At 75.0% G+C, this 20,772-nt stretch carries 22 protein-coding genes; 10 read left to right on the top strand and 12 right to left on the bottom strand.

What is annotated here, in order from left to right; translation table 11 throughout:
- Window positions 1-7: 7 nt before the first annotated feature.
- The 4 genes from MTO91_RS16550 to MTO91_RS16535 all read right to left on the bottom strand — a co-directional run bounded on the left by MTO91_RS16550 (window position 8) and on the right by MTO91_RS16535 (window position 3,949).
- Window positions 8-508: an Lrp/AsnC family transcriptional regulator gene (locus MTO91_RS16550; protein ID WP_179762481.1), complete on the bottom strand. Its 501-nt coding sequence runs from the start codon at window positions 506-508 to the stop codon at window positions 8-10.
- A 20-nt stretch (window positions 509-528) separates the two neighbouring features.
- Complete coding sequence (locus MTO91_RS16545; RefSeq protein ID WP_476651780.1) at window positions 529-1,791, bottom strand: FAD-dependent oxidoreductase; 1,263 nt, start codon at window positions 1,789-1,791, stop codon at window positions 529-531.
- Between the two features lie 148 nt (window positions 1,792-1,939).
- Complete coding sequence (locus tag MTO91_RS16540) at window positions 1,940-3,067, bottom strand: serine hydrolase domain-containing protein (protein WP_405416606.1); 1,128 nt, start codon at window positions 3,065-3,067, stop codon at window positions 1,940-1,942.
- Between the two features lie 57 nt (window positions 3,068-3,124).
- Window positions 3,125-3,949 carry an SAM-dependent methyltransferase gene (locus MTO91_RS16535; RefSeq protein ID WP_405416608.1) on the bottom strand — a complete coding sequence of 275 codons (825 nt, stop codon included), beginning with the start codon at window positions 3,947-3,949 and terminating at the stop codon, window positions 3,125-3,127.
- Window positions 3,950-4,187: 238 nt separating this feature from the next.
- On the opposite strand from MTO91_RS16535, the gene MTO91_RS16530 reads away from it, so the two are divergent.
- From MTO91_RS16530 to MTO91_RS16520, 3 genes are all read left to right on the top strand, one after another.
- Window positions 4,188-5,081: a helix-turn-helix domain-containing protein gene (locus MTO91_RS16530; protein ID WP_346109167.1), complete on the top strand. Its 894-nt coding sequence runs from the start codon at window positions 4,188-4,190 to the stop codon at window positions 5,079-5,081.
- Window positions 5,082-5,296: 215 nt separating this feature from the next.
- Window positions 5,297-5,527: a DUF397 domain-containing protein gene (locus tag MTO91_RS16525; protein WP_179762484.1), complete on the top strand. Its 231-nt coding sequence runs from the start codon at window positions 5,297-5,299 to the stop codon at window positions 5,525-5,527.
- A 90-nt stretch (window positions 5,528-5,617) separates the two neighbouring features.
- Window positions 5,618-6,664, top strand: coding sequence for a class I SAM-dependent methyltransferase (locus MTO91_RS16520; protein ID WP_476651777.1), 1,047 nt, complete (start codon window positions 5,618-5,620; stop codon window positions 6,662-6,664).
- A gap of 16 nt (window positions 6,665-6,680) precedes the next feature.
- Here the strand turns inward: MTO91_RS16520 and ppk2 are convergent, their stop codons facing one another.
- The 4 genes from ppk2 to MTO91_RS16500 all read right to left on the bottom strand — a co-directional run bounded on the left by ppk2 (window position 6,681) and on the right by MTO91_RS16500 (window position 9,449).
- Window positions 6,681-7,649 (bottom strand): polyphosphate kinase 2, encoded by a 969-nt coding sequence (ppk2, locus tag MTO91_RS16515; protein WP_346109170.1) that lies wholly within the window; start codon window positions 7,647-7,649, stop codon window positions 6,681-6,683.
- A 61-nt stretch (window positions 7,650-7,710) separates the two neighbouring features.
- A complete protein-coding gene (locus tag MTO91_RS16510; RefSeq protein ID WP_476651776.1) occupies window positions 7,711-8,544 on the bottom strand; it encodes a siderophore-interacting protein in 834 nt (277 codons plus the stop codon).
- Entirely contained in the window at window positions 8,541-8,921 is a 381-nt protein-coding gene (locus MTO91_RS16505) for an ABC transporter substrate-binding protein (protein ID WP_476651774.1), read from the bottom strand. Before MTO91_RS16505 ends, MTO91_RS16510 begins: the two co-directional genes overlap by 4 nt.
- 90 nt (window positions 8,922-9,011) lie before the next feature.
- Window positions 9,012-9,449, bottom strand: a complete 438-nt coding sequence (locus MTO91_RS16500; RefSeq protein WP_476651772.1) for an ABC transporter substrate-binding protein — start codon at window positions 9,447-9,449, stop codon at window positions 9,012-9,014.
- Between the two features lie 118 nt (window positions 9,450-9,567).
- Between MTO91_RS16500 and MTO91_RS16495 the strand changes: the two genes are divergently transcribed.
- Window positions 9,568-10,104 (top strand): 2OG-Fe(II) oxygenase family protein, encoded by a 537-nt coding sequence (locus tag MTO91_RS16495; RefSeq protein WP_405416614.1) that lies wholly within the window; start codon window positions 9,568-9,570, stop codon window positions 10,102-10,104.
- Between the two features lie 4 nt (window positions 10,105-10,108).
- Here the strand turns inward: MTO91_RS16495 and MTO91_RS16490 are convergent, their stop codons facing one another.
- Both MTO91_RS16490 and MTO91_RS16485 read right to left on the bottom strand, forming a co-directional pair.
- Window positions 10,109-10,846 carry an SDR family NAD(P)-dependent oxidoreductase gene (locus MTO91_RS16490; protein WP_301548849.1) on the bottom strand — a complete coding sequence of 246 codons (738 nt, stop codon included), beginning with the start codon at window positions 10,844-10,846 and terminating at the stop codon, window positions 10,109-10,111.
- 40 nt (window positions 10,847-10,886) lie between these two features.
- Entirely contained in the window at window positions 10,887-11,888 is a 1,002-nt protein-coding gene (locus MTO91_RS16485; protein WP_062395873.1) for an acetamidase/formamidase family protein, read from the bottom strand.
- A 111-nt stretch (window positions 11,889-11,999) separates the two neighbouring features.
- Between MTO91_RS16485 and MTO91_RS16480 the strand changes: the two genes are divergently transcribed.
- Window positions 12,000-12,620, top strand: a complete 621-nt coding sequence (locus MTO91_RS16480; protein WP_346109179.1) for an L-threonylcarbamoyladenylate synthase — start codon at window positions 12,000-12,002, stop codon at window positions 12,618-12,620.
- A gap of 225 nt (window positions 12,621-12,845) precedes the next feature.
- Entirely contained in the window at window positions 12,846-14,615 is a 1,770-nt protein-coding gene (locus MTO91_RS16475) for a hypothetical protein (protein ID WP_476651769.1), read from the top strand.
- On the opposite strand, the gene MTO91_RS16470 is transcribed toward MTO91_RS16475, so the two are convergent.
- Window positions 14,616-15,578 carry a pseudouridine synthase gene (locus MTO91_RS16470; protein ID WP_405416618.1) on the bottom strand — a complete coding sequence of 321 codons (963 nt, stop codon included), beginning with the start codon at window positions 15,576-15,578 and terminating at the stop codon, window positions 14,616-14,618.
- A gap of 26 nt (window positions 15,579-15,604) precedes the next feature.
- Here MTO91_RS16470 and MTO91_RS16465 point away from each other — a divergent pair, with 26 nt between their 5' ends.
- The 4 genes from MTO91_RS16465 to MTO91_RS16450 all read left to right on the top strand — a co-directional run bounded on the left by MTO91_RS16465 (window position 15,605) and on the right by MTO91_RS16450 (window position 19,967).
- On the top strand, window positions 15,605-16,225 hold the full coding sequence (locus MTO91_RS16465; RefSeq protein WP_179762490.1) for a LysE family translocator: 621 nt from the start codon (window positions 15,605-15,607) through the stop codon (window positions 16,223-16,225).
- Window positions 16,226-16,303: 78 nt separating this feature from the next.
- Window positions 16,304-17,794, top strand: a complete 1,491-nt coding sequence (locus tag MTO91_RS16460; protein ID WP_476651768.1) for a GntP family permease — start codon at window positions 16,304-16,306, stop codon at window positions 17,792-17,794.
- 8 nt (window positions 17,795-17,802) lie between these two features.
- On the top strand, window positions 17,803-19,020 hold the full coding sequence (locus MTO91_RS16455) for a CaiB/BaiF CoA transferase family protein (protein WP_208820074.1): 1,218 nt from the start codon (window positions 17,803-17,805) through the stop codon (window positions 19,018-19,020).
- Window positions 19,017-19,967: a beta/alpha barrel domain-containing protein gene (locus MTO91_RS16450; protein ID WP_476651767.1), complete on the top strand. Its 951-nt coding sequence runs from the start codon at window positions 19,017-19,019 to the stop codon at window positions 19,965-19,967. The genes MTO91_RS16455 and MTO91_RS16450 overlap by 4 nt, the downstream gene beginning before the upstream one ends.
- Here the strand turns inward: MTO91_RS16450 and MTO91_RS16445 are convergent.
- Window positions 19,961-20,695, bottom strand: a complete 735-nt coding sequence (locus MTO91_RS16445; protein ID WP_345648830.1) for a helix-turn-helix domain-containing protein — start codon at window positions 20,693-20,695, stop codon at window positions 19,961-19,963. The two genes, MTO91_RS16450 and MTO91_RS16445, sit on opposite strands and share 7 nt — an antisense overlap.
- Between the last annotated feature and the right edge of the window lie 77 nt (window positions 20,696-20,772).

Genomic DNA, 20,772 nt, shown 5'->3' with positions numbered 1-20,772 from the left:
GGTCCGGTCAGTCCCGGTAGGCGGGCGCCCGGCTCGGGCCCTCGCGGTGGTCGCGCTCCAGCAGCGGCCGCCAGCGCGGCGCGACCAGGGTGGACAGCACCACCACGCTGGTGGAGCGGGCCACCAGCGGTGAGCGGCCGAGCGCGAGCAGGGTGTCCTGCAGGTCCTCGTGCGACGACGCCGCCAGCCGGCACATCACGTCCGACGAGCCGGTCGTCGCGTACGCCTCGGTGACCGCGGGCAGCGCGGCGAGCTCGGCGGCGACGTCGCCCAGCTCGCCCTGCGCGATCTCCAGCGTCACGAACGCCTGCACGCCGTACCCGGCCGCCGGGAGGTCGACGTCCGGGCCGTACCCGGTGACGACCCCGGCACGCTCCAGCCGGTCCAGTCGCGCCTGCACCGTCCCGCGGGCGACCCGCAGGGTGCGCGAGAGCTCCAGCACCCCGGCCCGCGGCCGGTCGCGCAGCGCGGCGAGCAGGTCGACGTCGAGGGCGTCCAGGGGCAGCACCCGGCGAGCCTAGCCGCGGCTCAGCCGGCCGGGACGGGCTCGCGACGGGCGAAGTCCGGGGCCCGCTCCGGCCGGAAGCCCACGCCCACCAGGTAGGCGGGCACGATCTGGGCAGCCGGGACCGCGCGCATCAGCCGCAGCAGCGGAGCGGGGGGCCCGTCGAGCCGTCCCGCCAGCGCCGGGCCGGCGATGGTGCGGTGCATGATCCGCTGCAGGCCCTGGACCAGCACCGTCGGGAGCAGCCTGCGGTTGCGGACCCGGCCGAGGTCCCGCTCGGTGAGGGTGCCCCGCTGCAGCGGGGCGGCGAGCAGGGTCGCGGCGGCGACCGCGTCCTGGATCGCGAGGTTGATCCCGACGCCGCCGATGGGGGACATCGCGTGCGCGGCGTCGCCGATGCAGAGCAGGCCGTCGACGTGCCAGCGGCGCAGCCGGTTGAGCTTCACGTCGAGGTGCTTCACCTCGTCCATCGACGCGATCTCGTCGACCCGGTCGGCGTACTCCGGCATCAGGTCGGCGATGTCGGCCCGGAACGCCTCGACGCCCGCGGCGCGCAGCCGCGCGTCGGCGCCCTTGGGGGCGAGGTAGCCGATCTGGTAGTAGCCCTCGCGCGGGATCACCACCGCGAAGCGCCCCTTCCCGATCCGCGGGCGCAGGGTGGCCCGCTGCTCCTCGGGGTGCCGCGGCAGCCGGAACCACCAGGTGTCGAACGGGACGTCGTACTCGGTCACGGGCAGGCCGGACCCGGCACGCAGGACCGAGTGCCTGCCGTCGCAGGCGACGGTGAGGTCGGCCCGGATCTCGCCGGTGGTCTCCTCGCCGGGCGCGGTCGTCGTCGCGTACCGGACGCCGACGACCCGACCGTTCTCCCGGACCAGCGACGTGGCCCGGGTGTCGAGCCGCAGGTGGAAGGTGGGCTCGTCGGCGGCGACCTCGGCGAGCAGGTTCAGCAGGTCCCACTGCGGCACGAGCGCGACATAGGGGTGACGCACCCTGACCCGGCGCAGCAGGGACATGTTCCCGATCCGCTGCGCACCGCCCCGCTCGTCCGGGATCACGACCTCGTCGACCCGGCTCTGCGGCAGCGCGGCGAACCGCTCGCCCAGCCCCAGGTCGTCGAGCAGGTCCAGGGTGGTGGGGTGCACTGTGTCCCCGCGGAAGTCCCGCAGGAAGTCGCCGTGCTTCTCCAGCACGGTCACCTCGACCCCGGCCCGGGCCAGCAGCAGCCCCAGCATCATCCCGGCCGGGCCGCCCCCGACCACGCAGCACGTCGTCCGCTCCGACATCGCACCCACCTCATTTCAACTGATGTTGAATTACGATGAGTATGCGCTCCCCGGGCACCGTCACGCAATTGGTGTGACCGGGTGTGCTCGGCCGCCGAAGCGGACCCGTGCACGACGACCTCGAGCGTCCGGCCCACGGTGGGTCCGCTCAGGAGTGCGCCGCGGCGCGGAAGGAGCGCAGGAGTGCGGGGCCCCCGGGGTCGTCCCACGCGACCTGGGTCAGCAGCAGCGAGATCACCCCGGTCGACGGGTCGGAGCGCCACCCGGTGCCCAGGCCGCCGTCCCAGCCGTGGCGGCCGCCGTCCTCGACGGCCAGGCCCAGGCCCCAGCCGCAGCCGTCGTCGAGGAACGGTGCGGCGCCGGCCCGCTGTGCGGCGCTCAGCCGGTCGGTGGTCAGCTCGGCGACGGCGCCGGGGGACAGGACCGGGCTGCCGCCCCCGCGCAGTGCCCGGGTGAACGCGAGCAGGTCGTCCAGGGTGGAGACCAGGCCGCCGCCCCCGGACGGGAACACCGGCGGGGCCGCCCACGCGCCGTCGACCGGGTCGGTCACGGTGAAGCCCCCGCCGGGTGCGGCGGTCAGCAGCGGGACGAACCGGTCCCGGTCGGCGACGGGTACCGAGAAGCCGGTGTCGCGCATGCCGAGCGGGGTGAACACCCGCTCGGCCAGCACGGTCTGCAGGTCGGTGCCGCAGCGGCGGGCGAGCAGGACGCCGAGCAGGTCGCCGCTGGTCTGGTAGAGCCAGCGCGATCCCGGCTGCGCGACGAGCGGCACCGCGGCGAGCCGTGCGGTCCAGGTGTCGGGGTCGGGCAGCGGGTAGCTGCCCGGCGGCCCGTCGCTGCCGAGCCCGGCGGTGGCGCGCTGCACGGGCAGATCGGCGCCGGGCCGGGGGAGCATCCCGGTCCCGCAGCGGTAGGTCAACAGGTCGTAGAGGGTGATCGGCCGGCGCGCGGGGACGGTGTCGTCGAGCTCGGCCGCCTCGTGGCGCAGCACTCGCGGCGCGGCCAGCTCCGGGAGCCACGCCGCGACCGGCCCGTCGAGGTCCAGCATCCCGTCCTCGACGAGTGCGAGCGCGGCGACCGCGACGACGGGCTTGGTGATCGAGGCGATCCGCACGACCGTGTCGCGGCGCAGCGGGTGTCCGGCGCCGTCGTCGCCGAGGACGTGCACCACGGTGCCGTGCCGGGGGTCGTCGACGGCGGCGACCAGCCCCGGGACGCGCCCGGTGTCGACGGCGCCGCGCAGGAGCGCGGCGGTGCGGTCCAGGGTGACGGACACGGGGGCCTCCCGGGGTCGGTGGGTCTCACCCGTTCCGACCGCGGCGGCCCCGCGAACTCATCGCTTGATGCCGACCCCGCCGACGATGCAGCGCTGCACCGGGTCCTCGGTGCGCAGCTGCGGGCCGTCGGGCCACCACCGGTAGCAGGGGACGATGCCCGGGTCGACCAGCTCGAGCCCGGGGAACAGGCCGCTGATCTCGGCGTGCGTGCGGAACCGGCCGCTGCCCATCGGGCTGTGGACGAAGACCTGCTCCATCCGGCGGGCCAGCTCGCTGTCGGCGTTCTCCGGGTCGAAGAAGTGCGCGATCGCGACGACGCTGCCGGGGGCGAGCCGCTCGATGTAGCGCGCCATGATCGCCTGCGGGTCCACGGCGTCGTCGAAGTGGTGGATGGTGCCGATCTGGAACAGCGCGAGCGGCTGGTCCAGGTCGAGGAAGCCCTGGACCGACGGGTCGGCCAGCACCGTCTCCGGCTCGCGGATGTCCGCGGCGGAGAAGCGGGTGAACTCGTTGTCCTCCAGCAGCGCCTGGCCGTGCGCGATGACGGTCGGGTCGTTGTCGACGTAGGCGACCCGGGCCTCGGGCTGCAGCCGCTGCACCACCTGGTGGGTGTTCTCCGCGGTCGGCAGGCCGGAGCCGCAGTCCAGGTACTGGGTGATGGAGGTCTGGGTGGCGATGAAGCGCGCCGCCCGGATGAGGAACGCCCGGTTGTCGATCGCGAGCATGTTGACCTCGGGGGCCACCTGCCGGACCCGTTCGATGGTCTCCCGGTCGACCTCGTAGTTGTCCTTCCCACCGAGCGCGTAGTCGTAGACCCGGGCGATGCTGGCCTTGGTCGTGTCGATGTACGCGGGAGCGCGACCCTCGGTCGGCTGGGCCATCGGCGGAGTCCTCACTGCGTCGTCGGCGCCGTCGCGCCGGGTCCTCGGTCGGTGCCCGGGCGGCGCCCGTCGTGGCGCCGATCACCGGTGCGGGCCACCGTAGCGGACCGGCCCGACGGGCACGCACCGTCACCGTCCGGACGTGCCCGGTGATCGAGACCGCTGACGACCTGCGGAACCGCTGTGTAGGCTGGGTCACCCGATCGGCAGTCCCCGCAACCCGCAGGAGCCCGTCCCGGTGGTCCCCAGCCCGAACAGCCCCACCCCGCCCGGTGCCGACCGCGGCCCGACCGCGCGGCGCATCGTCCTCGGTTCCCACCTGCGCCGGTTGCGGGAGCGCGCCGGCATCTCCCGGGCCGACGCGGCGTACGCGATCCGCGGCTCGGACTCGAAGATGAGCAGGCTGGAGTCCGGCAAGGTCGGGTTCAAGCAGCGCGACGTGGCCGACCTGCTGACGATGTACGGCGTCGCCGAGGGCCCCGAGCGCGACCAGGTGCTGTCGATGGCCGAGGAGAGCAACTCCAGCGGCTGGTGGGCGCGGTACAACGACGTCGTCCCCGGCTGGTTCGAGGACTTCGTGGGTCTGGAGGCCTCGGCGTCGCGGATCTCGTCCTACGAGCTGCTGTTCGTCCCCGGCCTGCTGCAGACCGAGGACTACGCCCGCGCGGTCGTCAGCGGCGGCCACACCGATCTGCCGCCCGCCGAGCGGGCCGACGTCGAGAAGCGCCTGGAGGTGCGGCTGCGGCGCCAGCGCGTGCTGCACCGCAAGGACGCCCCGACCTTCTGGACCGTGCTCGACGAGGCCGTGCTGCACCGGCCGGTCGGCGGGGAGGCGGTCTTCCGCGCCCAGCTCGACCACCTGGTCGAGCTGTCGTCGCTGCCGAACGTCATCGTCCAGCTGCTGCCCTGGGACCTGTCCGGCTACGGCGCCGAGCACGCCTTCACCATGCTGCGCTTCGCCGAGCCCGAGCTGCCCGACCTGGTCTACCTCGAGGAGATGACCGGGTCCTCCTATCTGGACAAGCGGGCCGACGTCGAGCGCTACGGCCGGTCGATGGACCGGCTCACCGTCGACGCGCTCAGCCCGGAGCAGACCAAGCAGGCCCTGAGCAAGCTGCGCGCCGAGCGCTGACCTGCACCGACGTCGCTCCCGGGCGACGAACGGCACAGGTGCCCCCACGGCGGGGGACACCGTCCGATGCCGACCGCCCACGGCCGGTGCGGCGCACTCGGGCGCGGCCGGACGACCGCCGGGCGCGTCCGTCCTGTTTTGCACGACCGAACTGCTTGCCCCCTGCTAGCTTCTCCGCAACGGAGAATGCACGTGCAGATGAGGTGAGCATTCGCATGGAACAGATGCACCTGAGCGGCCCCGCGGCGATCGATTCGCTGGCGTGGCGCAAGAGCGTGCGCAGCGGCTACCAGGGCAACTGCGTCGAGCTCGCCGTCGTGACCGGGGGGACCGTGGCCGTCCGCAACTCGCGGGACCCGCACGGCACCGTGCTCGCCTTCCCGGCGACCGAGATGGCCGCCTTCCTGGCCTCGATCAGGAACGGCGAGCTGGACGACCTCGCCTGAGCCGTCCCCGCTGACCTCCCGCGGGCGGCCGGCCCGACCCCGGCCGCCCGCGGTGAGCCGAGAATGATCTTCTCGGTGTAGGAAGGAACGGTGAGCCGTTCCGAGCAGGCCCCGTCCTACCGCGGCGCGAGCGCCCACTACCTGTCCCCGTCGCGACGGGACCCCGTCAAGGTCGGCTCCGAGGAGCCGGTCACCCGGCGGGTCATCGCGGGTGCGCTGGCCGCGCTGCACCTGCGGCCCGGGTCCCCGGTCGCCGTGCTCGACGTCGGGTCCGGCACCGCCGACGGGTTCGCCCTCCTCACCCGCCCGGCACCGGACGCCGCGCCGATCGTCGCGGAGGACCGGCTGCGCTACGTCGGTCTCGACGTCGATCCGGAGATGGTCGCCACCGCGCGGGACACCGTCGGTTCGCCGTCGGCGTCGTTCGTGCTCGGCGACGTGCGCGACGCGCTGCCCGACGGCGCGTTCGACCTCTACCTGTCCTGCGGGGTGCCGTACTCCCACCTCACCCGCGACGAGCTCGTCGCCGCACTGGGATCGGTGCTGACGGCCGTCGCGGCCCGGGGGCGGCGCGCCGCGGTCGTCGTCGACGTCCTCGGCCGGTACTCGGTGGAGTGGCAGCCCCGCTGGAGCACCGAGCGCTGGGACTACGCGATGAGCTTCTTCGCCGGCGGCGGCGGGGCGATCTCCGAGCCGATGACCTTCTACGGCCGCGCCGAACTCGACGCCACCGTCGACGCCGCGCTGGCCGGCAGCGGTGCGCGGCTGGTGTCGCGCACCGCCGTCGACCGGTCGGTCCTGGTGGGACGGCACACCGCCACCGGCACCTTCCACCCGGCGGTGCCGCGCTTCCGGACCCTGGTGAACGACCTGGTCCGCGACCCGTCCCGGGTCGACCCCGACGACCTCCGGTTCACCCCCGCGACCGGAGGCGCCCCGGAGGAGGTGCTGTCCTGGCTGCGCGGGTTCGCCGACCGCTGGAACGGCGCCCTGGAGCCGTACCGGGGGGCGGGACCGCTCGCCGACGCCGACGCCGACCGGCTCGCCGGGACCCTGCTCGGACTCGAACGGGCCGCGGGACCCGGCCTGGGCCTCGGCCACTCGCTGACCATGACGCTGGTGGCCGAGCCCGCCTGAGCGTCGCCCCCGCGGGTCAGTGGTGCTTGTCGGTCAGCGGCGGGAAGCGGTTCGGGCCCTCGTCCTGCTCGAACATCTCCGCGGCGGGCCCGACGATGAGCCGGTCCGGCGGGGACGCCACCCCGGTGTCCTTGCCGGGGTAGTCGAACAGGCCCAGGACGTGGCGCATCGCCTCGAGCCGTGCGCGCTTCTTGTCGTTGCTCTTGATCACCGTCCAGGGAGCGTCCTTGGTGTCGGTGTAGAAGAACATCGCCTCCTTGGCCTCGGTGTAGGCCTCCCACTTGTCCAGTGAGGCGAGGTCCATCGGGGACAGCTTCCACTGGCGCACCGGGTCGACCTGACGGATCAGGAAGCGGGTGCGCTGCTCGTCGCGTGACACCGAGAACCACAGCTTCACCAGGTGGACCCCGGACCGCACGAGCATCCGCTCCAGCTCCGGGGTGGCCCGCAGGAACTCCATGTAGGAGCGGGGGTCGGTGAAGCCCATGACCCGCTCGACGCCGGCCCGGTTGTACCAGGACCGGTCGAACAGCACGATCTCCCCGGCCGAGGGCAGATGCTGCACGTAGCGCTGGAAGTACCACTGGCCGGCCTCGCGCTCGGTCGGCTTCTCCAGCGCCACCACCCGGCAGCCGCGGGGGTTGAGGTGCTCGGTGAACCGCTTGATCGTCCCGCCCTTGCCCGCGGCGTCGCGGCCCTCGAACAGCACGACGATCCGGTTGCCGGTGTCCTTGACCCAGTTCTGCAGCTTCAGCAGCTCGATCTGCAGCAGCCGCTTCTGGCGCTCGTACTCCAGGCGGGACAGACGGTCGTCGTAGGGGTAGCCCTGGCGCCAGGTGTCGACCGGGCTGCCCTCGGGACCGACGAGAGTCGGGTCGTCGTCGTCGGAGTCGTCGACCCGGAAGTGCCCGGGGTCGGCCGCGGCGGGGTGCGGGATCAGGGTGTCGGGGGCGTCGGCCTGAGGCTCGACCGGGGTCTCGTCCACGTGTGGCAACGCTGCGCGCCGGTCATGGCCGCAGGGCCACACCCGGATGACGGCCGGGTGATCAGCGGGCAGCGGGACGGGGCCGGTCGTGCCAGTAGCCCTGCGCGTGGACCCGGTCCGGGGCGACGCCCGCCTCGTGCAGCAGCGCCCGCACCCGCGCCACCCGCGTGCTCTCGGTGGCGTTCCAGGCGTAGAAGTGCTCGCCGAGGCGGGCGGCCGCGGCACCGTGGGCGTCGGCCCAGTCGGCGACGGCGTCGAGCAGCGGGCGCCCGGGCCGCCGGCAGACCTCCACCGTCACCCCCGGATGGACGTCGGTGAGCCCGACGGCGTCGGCCGGGTCGCCGACCTCGACGAGCACCCGGCCCCGGTGGTGCGGCGGGAGCGCGGCGAGGATGCCGCGCACGGCGGGCAGCGCGGTCTCGTCGCCGGTGATCAGTACCTCGGTGGCGGGGCCCGGGTCCCACTGCACGCCGTGACCGGGGTTGCCGCGCCGCACGTCCGGCCCGGAGAGCAGGACGAGGTCGCCGGGCCGGGCGACCGCGGCCCACGCGCTCGCCGGGCCCGGCCGGGAGTGGCGGAACACGTCGAGGTCGACCTCACCGCGCCCCGGCCGGACCGCGGCCGGGGTGTGGCTGCGCAGCACCGGCCGCGTGCCGGCGGGCAGCTTCCGCAGCCGGGCCCGCCACTCGCGTTCCGGCAGGCCGGAGGTGAGCGAGGCGGGATAGCCGTCGTCCGGCGGGACCAGCAGCTTGACCCGCTGGTCCCGGCCGTGCGGGGCGAACCGCGACAGCTCCGGACCGCCCAGGACGATCCGCCAGAACCCGGGGGAGGGCACGCCGACGGCGAGCACCCGGGCGGCGAACAGGACGTTCGGCGACCCCGACAGGGGGCTCACCGGCCCAGCGTCCGCTCGATGTCGTCGAGCACCCTCTGCCCGCCGAGCGGCCCGACGCCGGTGATCCAGACCGACTGGTCGACCGGGTGCAGCCGCGGGAAGACCTGCGCGCGCACCGCCTGGACGGCCGGCGGCACCGCCGACGGCGACGCCGGGTCGGTCGCGGTCAGGAACACCTCGTCGGCGCGGGCCTGCTGGACCAGCTCGGGGGAGAGGTCCACCGAGATCGAGTTCTCCCAGTCCCGGGGCGGGATGGTGAACCCGGCGCACTCCAGGGTGCTGCCCGCGAACGACGTCGGCCCGTACAGGGTGAGCAGACCGTCGCGGGGGCGGATCATCTGCGCGGTCCGCCCGGCCGTGTCGTGGGTGCGCGCCACCTCGGCGCAGCGGTCCCGGTAGCGGGTGAGCAGCTGCTCGGTGTCGGCCTCGCGGCCGAGCGCCCGGCCGACGAAGCGGACGTTGTCCTGCTACGGGTCGGCCTGCGAGGCCATGAACGCCGTCGGCGCGATCGCGGTCAGCCGGTCGTACAGCGCGGCGTGCCGGGACTCGGTGCCCAGGATCAGGTCGGGTCGCTGGGCCGCGATCCGTTCCAGGTCGGGCTCGGCGACGGTCCCGACGACCGCCACCTGCGCACCGGCGTCGCCGAGGTAGGCGGGCACCCCGGTGCCCTCGGACAGGACCCCGGCCCCGACCGGCGGTGCGTCGAGGGCGACGGTGGTGTCGAGCTGCACCGGCTCCAGCACGACGACCCGCCGCGGCGCGGCCGGGACCGCGACCTCGCCGCGTGCGGTGGCGACCGTGCGGGTCTCCCCGCCGTCGGTGGGGCCCGAGCCGGGCGCGGAGCACGCGGCGAGGAACAGGGTGAGCAGGGCGGCGAGGGCCACCGCGGCCCGGGGCGGCGTCACGGACGGTCTCCTTCGGTCAGGTGAGGCGACCCTAACCCGGGGCCGGTTCGGGATGGAGTGTCCGGTTCGACGGGAAACCGGTCGCCGCGAGCGCGTCACCGGGGCACCCTGTGGCGCGATGATCGAGCAGTTCGTCCGTGAGGGCTGGGTGCACGTCCCGGGCGCGTTCACGACGGCGGCGGCCGCCCGCTGTCGTGCACCCGGCGACGACGGATGGCACGTCGAGTCCTCCTTCACCGGGCCCGACGGCGGACCGCGGCTGTCGGTGGACTCGCGGGGCCGGTCCCTGCTGATGCTGTTCCTCTACCCCGACGTCGGCCCGGACGACGCCCCGACGCTGCTGCGCTCCGGATCCCACCGCGACGTCGCGCCACTGCTCGCGCCCCACGGTGCGGCCGGTGCGGACTGGCTGCCGTTCTGCGGCGAGGCCGTTCCCGCGACGGCGCGACGCCCGGAGGTCGCGGCCTGCGGCCGGGCCGGCGACGTCTACCTGGTGCACCCGTTCGTCGTGCACCGCGCCCAGGCGATGTCCCCGGCGGCCCGGCGGCCCCGGGTGATCGCCCAGCCACCGCTGGGGCCCGCGAGCCAGCCGGCGTTCGACCTGCCGGCCGGGACCGCGCCCGCCGAGCGCGTGGTGCGCGAGGCGCTGGGGTGAGGGGTCAGAGCTGCACCCCGCGGGTCAGCGCCCCGTCGACCACCAGGTTGGTGCCGCTGATCCGGCTCGCCCGCGGGCTGACCAGCGAGACCACCGCGTAGGCGGTCTCCTCCGGGGTGCCCATCCGGCCGGTCGGGTTGAGCCCCATCGCGTGCGCGTACAGCGCGGGGTCGTGCTGCTCGACGTTCGCCCACACCCCGCCGGGGAAGTAGACGTTGCCGGGGGAGACCGCGTTGGCCCGGATGCCCTTCGGCGCGAGGTCGAACGCCAGGCCGGAGACGTAGTGCACGAGCGCGGCCTTCATGACGCCGTAGGAGCCGTCGGCGAAGTCGATCTCGCGGCCGGACACGCTGGACACCGCGGTGACCGAGGCGGCGTCGCTGCGCTCCAGGTGCGGCAGCGCGGCCTCCACCAGGCGCACGGTGTGCAGCAGGTCGACCTCGAAGCTCGAGCGCCAGTTCTGCTCGCCCGGGCCGATCGCCAGCGCGCTCACGTTCGCGACGACCGCGTCCACCGCCCCGAACCGCTCGGCGCTGTCGGCGACCCAGCGGCCGAGGGCCTCGCCGTCGGCGACGTCGACGGCGGTCCCGGCCACCTCGCCGGCACCCGCGGCGCGCAGCTCCTGCTCGGCGGCGGCGACCCCGTCGGCGTCGCGGGCGCAGAACGCGACCCGCGCGCCCTCCGCCGCCAGCCCGGCGACGACCGCACGCCCGATCCCGCGGGACCCTCCGGTCACGAGCACGACACGACCGTTCAGCAACATGTCCATGGGAAGGCCTCTCTTACAGGGAGCGGGCCTGCTCGCGCAGGTGACGGTGGACGCCGCCGTAGGCCGCGGCGGCCGGGAGCAGCGCCTTCGCGATCTTGGTGACGGCGCTGTAGTTGGTGTCGACGACGTTGGCCAGCGGCGACTCCGCGGCCTGGGTGAGCAGCTGGTAGGCGTCCAGCCGGTCCAGCCCGTACAGCTCGCCCAGCCAGGCGATCATCCCGACCTGGCTGGCCCGCCACGCGTCCTCCAGCGGACGGGAGGACCCGACGACGACGTAGTGGGTGTCGGTCTCGATCCGCGGCCACGCCGGGACCGGGGCGTTCTTGATCAGCTCGACGATCAGCACGACGTCCATCGCGCCCTCGACGGCCGTGCCGCAGCTCTCGCCCTCGCCCTGTCGGTAGTGGCCGTCGCCGACCGAGAACAGCGCACCGGGCACGTTGACCTGCAGGTAGCAGGTCGCCCCGGCGCGCATCTCCGGCGTGTCCATGTTCCCGCCGAACACGTCGGGCACCAGCGAGCTGCGCACCTCCCGCCCGGGCGGGGCGACGCCGACGGTGCCGAGCATCGGGTTGCACGGCAGCTCCAGGCGCAGGTCCGCGCTCGTCGCCTCGAACAGCACCGTCCCCGCGGCCCGGTCGAGCTGGTAGATCCAGGTCCGCTCGGGGAGCGGCTCGTGCAGCAGCGCCGTGCGGTCGGTCGTCGACAGCGCCCCGAACAGCGGGATCAGGGTGGAGGCACCCCAGTCCCGGGCCGGGGTCAGCTCCACGAGGTGGATGGCCAGGGTGTCGCCCGGCTCGGCGCCCTCCACGTGGAACGGCCCGGTCTGCGGGTTCACCTCGCTCATGTCGAGCACCGCGCTCGGACGGTCCGAGGTGGACGTGAGCCGCCCGGAGAACGCGTCCTCGGTCCACAGCCGCAGGCAGGTCCCGGGCGCGACCCGGCGCACCGGGGGCACGCCACCGAAGGTCCAGGCGAACTCGTGCCGTTCCGGCCGGTATTCCACGACGTGCATGGATCGCATCCTGGCCCCCTCCGCGCGTCGCGGGCAACGGTTTCCCGCCGCACCGAGACCACCCGGTCGTCGAACTCCCCGGGTGGGCCGCCGAGCCGGTACGTTGCCGCGATGGCCCGGTACTTCGACGTGCACCCGCAGAACCCGCAGCCGCGCAGCATCGGACAGGTCGTGGACCTCGTGCGGTCCGGCGGCCTGATCGCCTACCCGACCGACTCGTGCTTCGCGCTGGGCTGCTCGCTGGGCAACCGCGACGGCCTGGAGCGGATCCGGCAGATCCGCAAGCTCGACGACCGGCACCACTTCACCCTCGTGTGCGCGGAGTTCGCGCAGCTCGGGCAGTTCGTGCAGATCTCCAACTCCGTGTTCCGCGCGGTGAAGGCGTCCACCCCGGGCAGCTACACCTTCATCCTCCCGGCCACCAAGGAGGTGCCCAAGCAGCTGCTGCACCCGAAGAAGAAGACCGTCGGCGTGCGCATCCCCGACCACGCCACCACCCAGGCGCTGCTCGCCGAGCTGGGGGAGCCGCTGCTGTCCTCGACGCTGCTGCTGCCCGGCCACGACGAGCCGATGACGCACGGCTGGGAGATCAAGGAGGAGCTGGAGAACCAGGTCGACGCGGTCATCGACTCCGGGGACTGCGGCACCGAGCCGACCACGGTCGTCGACCTGTCCGGCGACGAGCCGGAGATCGTGCGGCACGGCGCGGGGGACCCGTCGCGGTTCGAGTGAGGACCCCTCCGGCGCGGCCGCCCGTCGTGCCCGTCCGGGTGCCCCCGGTGACCGCCCTGCGGGGGTCGCGCCGCCCGCCCGTCCACGATCCACCGCCCACCGCATCAGAGCGAGCGCTGGGCGGACCGACGAGTAGGCTTCGCAACCGTCCCACCCGCTACCCGAGCGGGTACTGACGTGGCGTCCGATCCCGGGCGCCGTCCGAACGGTTCGGAGGACGATCGCGTGGCGCGAGACGACCCGCCGCCCCACCCGTCCGGCCCGGCGGGTGCCTCGGCCGGGGACGCGGTGCTGGCCGCGATCGCGCACCGGTTGCGGGCCCGTTCGGAGCGCCAGCAGCTGCTGACCGAACGGCTGCGTGCCGGTGAGCTGCGCCCGGGTGCGCTGGCCGACCTCGCCGAGCTGGCCGCGGCCGCCCGCCGCGGGGCCCGCGACGGCGACCACATCCTCGTCCTCGCCGGCGCCCCCCGCGGGCCCCGGCTCGCGGCCCCGTCGACCCCGCTCGGCCAGGCGCTCAACACCGTCGTCTCCGCGAGTGAGGCGGCCTCGCGCACGATCGTCCCGCCGACCCCGAGCGTCTCGGTCGACGCGACCGCCGAGCCCGTCCTGGGCCAGATCCTGGCCGAGCTGCTCGCCCACGCCGCGAGCGCCACCCCGGCCGGGGAGCGCATCGAGCTGCTGACCCGCTGGGGTCCCGACGGCGGGATCGTCGTCGAGCTCCAGGGGACCCAGTCGCCGCGGCACCGCACCCCGGTCGAGGAGCTGGACCGCGCGCTGGGCTCGGCGACACCCGGCGGCCCGGTCGCCCCGCAGGAGATCGGCCTGCACGTGGCCGCGCGGCTGGCCCGCGCCATCGGCGCCCGGCTCGGCGTCCGCGCCCCCGCCGGGAACTCCGCGATCGCCCCGATCGCCGTGCTCCACCTGCCGTCCTCGGTCCTCGGCGGTGGCCGCTCCGAGTCCGCCGCGCCCGCCGCGGAGCCGCAGCCGGCCGAGTCCGCCGAGCAGGCCGGGACCGGGACGACGGCGTCGCTGCGCCGCCCGGCACCCGCCCCCGCGCCCGCACCGGCCGCGGCGGCGGACGTGCCGTGGCCGCCCCGGGAGACCCCGGTGGCGGAACCCGAGCGCAGCTGGCCGCCGGTCGCCCCCGAACGGGACGAGCCCGCGGCGCCCGCCGGGCTGCCCCGCCGTGCCCCCCGCCCGGCCGGCGGGATCGCGGCCGCGGCCCCCTTCGCCGGCTCCGGTGCCCCGGCTGCCCGTCCGCAGGCCCCCGGCCCGGCCGGTCCCGGACCGAACGGGTCCGGCCCCGGTACGCCCGGCCCCGGCCCCGGCCCGGGCCCGCGCCCGCCGTACGGACCGCCGTCGCCGGGCACCGGCCCGGCGCGCAACGGCGCCCCGCCACCGCCGCCCGCGCCGGAGGACCCCCCGGCCACCGAGGCACTGCCCGTCACCGGCGCGGCGGGGGCGACCCCGCCGGTGGAGCTGTTCGGACCGTTCGACTCGGAGGTGCCGGTGCCCGTGGACGACGCGGACGACACGCCGATCTTCGCGGCGGTCGCCTCGGCCTGGTTCCGTGAGCCGGGATCGACCGAGACGACGGCGCTCCCGGTCACGCAGAACGACAACTGGCGCACCGCGGGCGACGCCGAGTTCGACGCCGCCCGGATCCGGGCCGACCGGGTCGTCGACCTGCCGACCACCGCACAGGGCCTGCCGCAGCGGCTGCCCGGGCAGGCGATGGTGCCGCCGTCGTGGCGGGACACCCCGAACGGCCTCGCGCCGACCGGGTCGCGGGAGCGCCAGCCCGACCGGGTGCGCAACCGGCTGGCCAGCTACCAGCGGGGTCTGCGCGAGGGCCGCCACCGCGCCGCGGAGGACCACGGCCCGCACGGACCGGCCGGTGGTGCACTGAACGGCGCCGTCAACGGCGCGCCGGTGCCCGGCGGGCACCGCAACGGCCACCACCTCGACGACGGCGACGACCGCAGCGTCGGCTGATCACCACTCGTGCGGCGTCCCGGCGGCCCAGCCGTCCGGGTCGTCCCACGCCTGCAGGGTGCGGCCGCTGACGAAGCGCCGCCGCGCCCCGGTCACCGGGTCGTCGAACTCCAGGGCACGCGAGAGCAGCTGCAGCGGGCGGGTGAAGTCCTCCGGCGCCCGCCGGTGCAGCTCGGGGTAGACGTCGTCGCCGAGGATCGGCACGCCGAGCCCGTTCAGGTGCACCCGCAGCTGGTGGGTCCGCCCGGTGCGCGGGGTCAGCCGGTACAGGGCCCGCTCGCCCCGCAGCCCGGCGACCTCGACGCGGGTCTCGGCGTTCGGCTCGCCGTCCTCGGTGACGGCGGCGAACACCCCGGGCCGCTTCACGATCCGCGACACCTCGGTGCGCGGCAGCTCCAGGTCCGGGTCGAACCGGGCGAGCGCCTCGTAGGTCTTCGTGACCCGGCCGCGGGCGAACAACGTCTGGTAGGCGCCGCGCAGCTCGGGGCGCACCACCAGCAGCAGGACCCCCGCGGTGGCGCGGTCGAGCCGGTGCGCCGGGCTGAGCGCGGGCAGCCCCAGCTCGTGGCGCAGCCGCACCAGCACGGTCTGGCGGACGTGGCTGCCCCGCGGGATCGTCGCGAGCAGGTGCGGCTTGTCGACGACCACCACGTCGTCGTCCGCGTGCAGCACCGGCAGCCCGAACGGCACCGGTACCTCGTCGGGCTCGTCGCGGTAGAGCCACAGCGTCGTCGACGGCGTGTACGGCGTGGCCGGGGTGACCGGGCCGTCCGCGGTCACGATCTCCCCGGCCGCCAGCCGTGCGTCGATCCGCTCCGCGACGTGCGGGAACCGGTCGACGAGGTGGTCGCGCATCGTCGCCCACCCGCCGGTCGCCGGGGTGCGGACGCGGGCCGGCGCGAGGCCGTCGACCGTCGGGAGCGGGGACGCCTCCCGGGACGTGCGGCGCCGGCGGGATCTCACGGGGCAGCAGCCTACGATGGCCCCTCGTGAGCTGGACGTCCTACGGTGCCTACCTGTTGATCGTCGTCGGGCTGGTGCTGATGCCCGGCCCGGACACCTTCGTGATGCTGCGCGCCTCGCTGGTCGGCGGGCGCGCGGGCGGACTCTCGACGCTGGCCGGGGTGTTCACCGGCAACGCCCTGCAGGGCGGCGCCGCGGCGTTCGGGCTCGGTGTGCTCGTCGCGAGCTCGCACACCGCGTTCACCGTGATCCGCTGGGCCGGGGTGGTCTACCTCTGCGTGCTCGGGGTGCAGGCGCTGCGGGCCGCGCGCCGCGGGGACTACCCCGTCGTCCCCGACGGCGGTCCGCGGCTGCCGGCGCGGCGGTCGTTCCTGGTCGGCTTCGGCTCGAACATCACCAACCCGAAGGTGCTGGTCATGTACCTGTCGGTGCTGCCGCAGTTCCTCGTGCCCGGGGTGACGACCACGGCCGACGCGCTGCTGCTGGCGCTGTCGGTGGCGGTGCTCGGCGGCGTCTACGGGGTCGGCCTGGTCCTCGCCGTGCACCGGGCGCGGGCCTTCTTCACCCGGCGCCGCGTGCGCCGCGCCGGTGACGTCGTCGCCGGGGTCGCGCTGATCGGGTTCGGTGGGGCGCTGGCCGCCGCCTGACCTGCGGGGTTGCCCGCATGGTGGGTTTGAGTTCATGATGTGGGTACGACATCGTCGTCGATGCCAGGGGGGGTCATCGTGTCGGACACCGTCATCGTGGTGAACACGGCCGTCGCCGTGCTCGCCGTCGTCGTGCTGATCGTGAGGTTCCGGCTCAACCCGGTGATCTCCCTCGTCATCGGCGCCGTCTACCTGGGCCTGACCGCCGGCCTGGGGGTGACGGGGACGGTCGACGCGGTCACCGGCGGGTTCGGCGACATCCTGGCCGACGTCGGGCTGCTCATCGCCTTCGGTGTCCTGACCGGCGCGATGCTGCACCACGCGGGCGCCATCGAACGGCTGGTCTCCGCGCTGCTGACGGCCTGCGGCCCGCGCGGGATGCCCTACGCCACCGCCGTCACCGTCTCCACCGCACTCCAGTCGATCTTCGTCGACGTGCTGCTGGTCATCTCCGCACCGCTGGCCCGGCGGATCGCTCCGCGCATCGGGGACAAGGGGCTGCCGCGGATGGCGACCGCGCTCGCGATCGGCCTGGAGTGCGGGATCGTGTTCATGGTCCCCGGTGTCGGTGCGGTCGCACTCGCCGGTGTGCTCGGGGTGCCGCTGGGCCAGATGCTGATCCTGGGCCTGGTCGTCGTGGTGCCGACCGTGCTCATCGCGACCGGGATCATGTCCGTGCTGCTGCGCCGCGGCTGGTGGGACCCGGCCCGCGACGAGCAGGAGCCGGTCGCCGCGGGCGTGCCCGCCGGTGCGGAGGCCGACTCGCCGGACACCGCCGCACCCGGCGCCGGGAGCGCCGGGGGACGGCCCACCGGTACCGGCTCCCCGGACGGCGCGGGCACGGACGGGGGCCACGGAGCCGGGCCCGGCGGGGGCGCGGTCCCGGCCGCCGTCGGCACCGCCGTGTCCGGCACCGCGCGTCGCGAGCTGCCGCTGGCCCTGCTGTTCGGGCCGCTGCTGGTGGGTCTGCTGCTCATCGCCGCGGGCGCCGTCCTCGACGCCGCCGGGATCACCCACCCCGTCATCGCGTTCCTGGGCGAGCCGGTGATCGCGCTGCTGCTCGCGCTGATCGGGACCACGGCCGTCGTCGGGGTCGCCCACGGGCGCGGCATGGTCGAGGCCGCGGTCTCCGACGGGTTCCGCGAGAGCGGGCAGATCCTGATCCTCACCGGCGTCGGCGGCTCGCTCGCCACGACGATCTCCGAGGCGGGCCTCGGCGAGATCCTCGGCCGCTTCTTCTCCGCGAGTACCGCCGCACCGCTGCTCATGGTGTGGCTGATCGCCGCCGTGCTGCACGTCGCGATCGGGTCGGTGACGATCTCGGCGATCACCGCGGCCGGGGTGCTCGCCCCGGTCGCCCCGGTGATCGGCCTGGCCCCGGTCCTGATCGCGCTGGCCGCCGGCGCCGGGGCGCTGTTCGCCGTCCACGTCACCTCGAACACGTTCTGGCTGCTGCAGTCGCTGCTCGGGCAGTCCGTGCGCGGGACGCTCAAGACCTGCTCGGTCGGGGTCTCCATCGCCTCCGTCGTCGCGATCCTGGTGATCCTGCCGCTGTCGCTCGTCGTCTAGGGAGAGTCGTGTCGCAACTTCCGCTGTCCGGAGTCCGGGTGCTCGAGCTCGGCAACTACATCGCCGCCCCCACCGCCGGACGCCTGCTCGCCGACTTCGGCGCCGAGGTGATCAAGGTCGAGCGCCCCGGTACCGGCGACGAGATCCGCAACTGGCGGCTCTACGCCGGGGACACCTCGATGCTGTACCGGACGCTGAACCGCAACAAGCGCTCCATCACCCTCGACATGCGCTCGGCCGCGGGGAAGCAGGCCGTGCTGGACCTGGCCGCCCGCTCCGACGTGGTGCTGGAGAACTTCCGGCCCGGCACGCTGGAGAAGTGGGGGCTGGGCCCGGCCGAGCTCGACGCCGTCAACCCCGACGTCGTGCTCGTGCGGATCTCGGCGTTCGGGCAGACCGGGCCGCTGTCGTCGCGGCCGGGGTTCGCCGCCGTCGCCGAGGCGATGGGCGGGCTGCGCGCGCTCGTCGGGGAGGCCGACCGGCCGCCGTCGCGGACCGGGGTGTCGATCGGGGACTCGATCGCCGGGCTCTACGGCGCGTTCTCCGCGATGATGGGTCTCTACCAGCGCGAGAGCCGCACGGACCGGCCCGCGCTGGACCGGCGCTGCATGGACGTCGCGCTCAACGAGGCGGTGTTCTCGATGATGGAGTCCCTCGTCCCCGACCACCTCGCCTACGGCGTCGAGCGGCGCCGCGTCGGCGGGCGGATGGAGGGCATCGCCCCGTCCAACGCCTACGTCTGCGCGGACGGGGGCAGCGTCGTGATCGCCGGCAACGGCGACTCCATCTACGGCCGGTTCATGACCGTCATCGGCCGCGCAGACCTGGGCGCCGACCCGGAGCTGGCCTCCAACGCGGGCCGCTGGGCGCGCCGCGACGAGCTCGACGGCGCCATCGAGACCTGGACCCGCTCGCTGCCCCGCGACGAGGTCCTCGCGAAGCTGGAGGAGGCCGGCGTCCCGGCCGGGCCGATCCACTCCGCCGCCGACATCGTCGCCGACGAGCAGTTCCGCGCCCGCGACATGGTCCAGTACTTCGACGTCGACACCGGCGGCGCCGAACCCGCGCGGGTCGGGTTCCCCGGCATCGTGCCGGTGCTCGACGGCCGGTCGGTCCCGGTCCGCTCGGTCGGGCCGGACCTGGGCGCCGACACCGCCGACGTCCTCGGCGGGCTGCTCGGATACACCCCGGACACGATCCGGGCCGCATCGGGGGAGGACGCATGAGCACCGACGGGGTCGTCCTGCGGGACGTCACGCTGCGCGACGGGCTCCAGCTCACCGGCAAGCCGCTGCCCACCGACCGCAAGGTCGGGCTGGTCCGCGCGCTGCTCGGCGCGGGCGTGCCGGAGCTGGAGATCGGGTCGCTGGCCCGCGGCGACCTGGTGCCGCCGCTGGCGGACACCCTCGACGTCGTCGCCGCGCTGACACCGGAGGAGCTGGAGCGCTGCTGGGTGTGGGTGGCGACGCCGCGGCACGTGCAGAAGGCGGTGGCCGCCGGGGCCCGCAACGTCCAGTACTGCTTCTCGGTGTCCGACGCGCACAACAACGCCAACATCGGCCGTGACACCGCCGTCTCCCTCGACGCGATGCCGCAGGCCGTCGAGCACGCGCGTGCCGCGGGCGGACGCATCCAGCTGTGTCTCGCGACGGCGTTCACCTGCCCGTTCGACGGACCGGTCGATCCGGACCGGGTGGTCGGGATCGTCGCCGACCCGCGCACCGCGGGCTCCTGCGACGTCGTCGTCTGCGACACCCTCGGTCAGGCGAACCCGGCCGAGGTCGGGTCGCTGGTCGGGCGCGTCGCCGCGGTCGCCGACGGCCGTCGCGTCGCCTTCCACGGCCACGACACCTGGGGCCAGGGCGTCGCGAACGCACTCGCCGCGGTGCAGAACGGTGCGACGGTCCTCGACGGCGCGCTGGGTGGGCTGGGCGGCTGCCCGTTCGCGCCCGGTGCCAGCGGCAACACCGCCAGCGAGGACCTGCTGTTCGCGCTGCGCCCGGACTGGCTGACCCCCGCGGTGCTGGCCGACCTCGTGACGTGGTCGGAGGACCTGCTCGCCGAGCTGGGGGAGCCGATGCGCTCGGCGACCGCCCGCGGGGTCCGCTCGAACGCCCAGGCCTTCCCGTGGACGGCGGGGCCGCGCCGGGACCGCACGGACGACGGTCAGTAGCGCCGCGCGTAGGACGTCGGGGGCTCGCCGAACATCCTGGTGAAATCCCGGCTCAGGTGGGCCTGGTCGGCGTAGCCGAGGTCGGCGGCGACCTCGGCCCACCGGACCGGCACGCCCGCCGCCATCAGCTCGGTCACCTCGTGCAGCCGGTAGCGGCGGATGACCCACTTCGGACCGACCCCGACGTGGTCGTGGAACAGCCGTTGCAGCGAACGGACGCTGGTCGCGGTGTCGCGGGCCAGATCGTCGACCCGGACCAGCGACCGGTCCCCGGCCACGGTGGCCACGAGGTCCCGTGCCTGTGCCGCGGCCCGGTCCGGCCCGTCGGCGGGGAGCCTCGCGCGCAGGTGGTCGGTCAGCCCGTTCACGTCCGCGGTGACGACTCCGGCGACCGGGCATCGGCGGTCGGTGACGGTCGAGACGGGTGCGCCGACCAGCGCCCGGGCCGTGCCCGCCCGCAATGCCGCCCCGACCACCCGGCCGGTCCCGGTCAACTCGCGGTGGACGTACCGGGTCGCCGGCCCGGCCAGCATCGCGGCGGCCCCCGGCTGAACGGTCAGGTGCACCTGCGGGTAGGGGACGACCTTCTGCCGGTAGGGCCGGTCGTAGTGCCAGTCGACGATCCAGAACCGCTCGACGAAGCCCGCCAGGTCGGCCGGTGGGAGCACGGTGCGCACCCGCTGGTGACGGGCCCGGGCCGGCGGGAGGCGGCGGGGGTCCTCGTCCACGGTGGGCGAGTATGCCGGGATCCGGCGGAACCGTCGCGTTCGTCCAAGACCCCGGGCGCGCCCGGGCCCTAGCGTCG

Source organism: Pseudonocardia sp. 2-7 (assembly GCF_056341085.1).
This window is presented reverse-complemented; position numbering and strand designations above follow the sequence as displayed.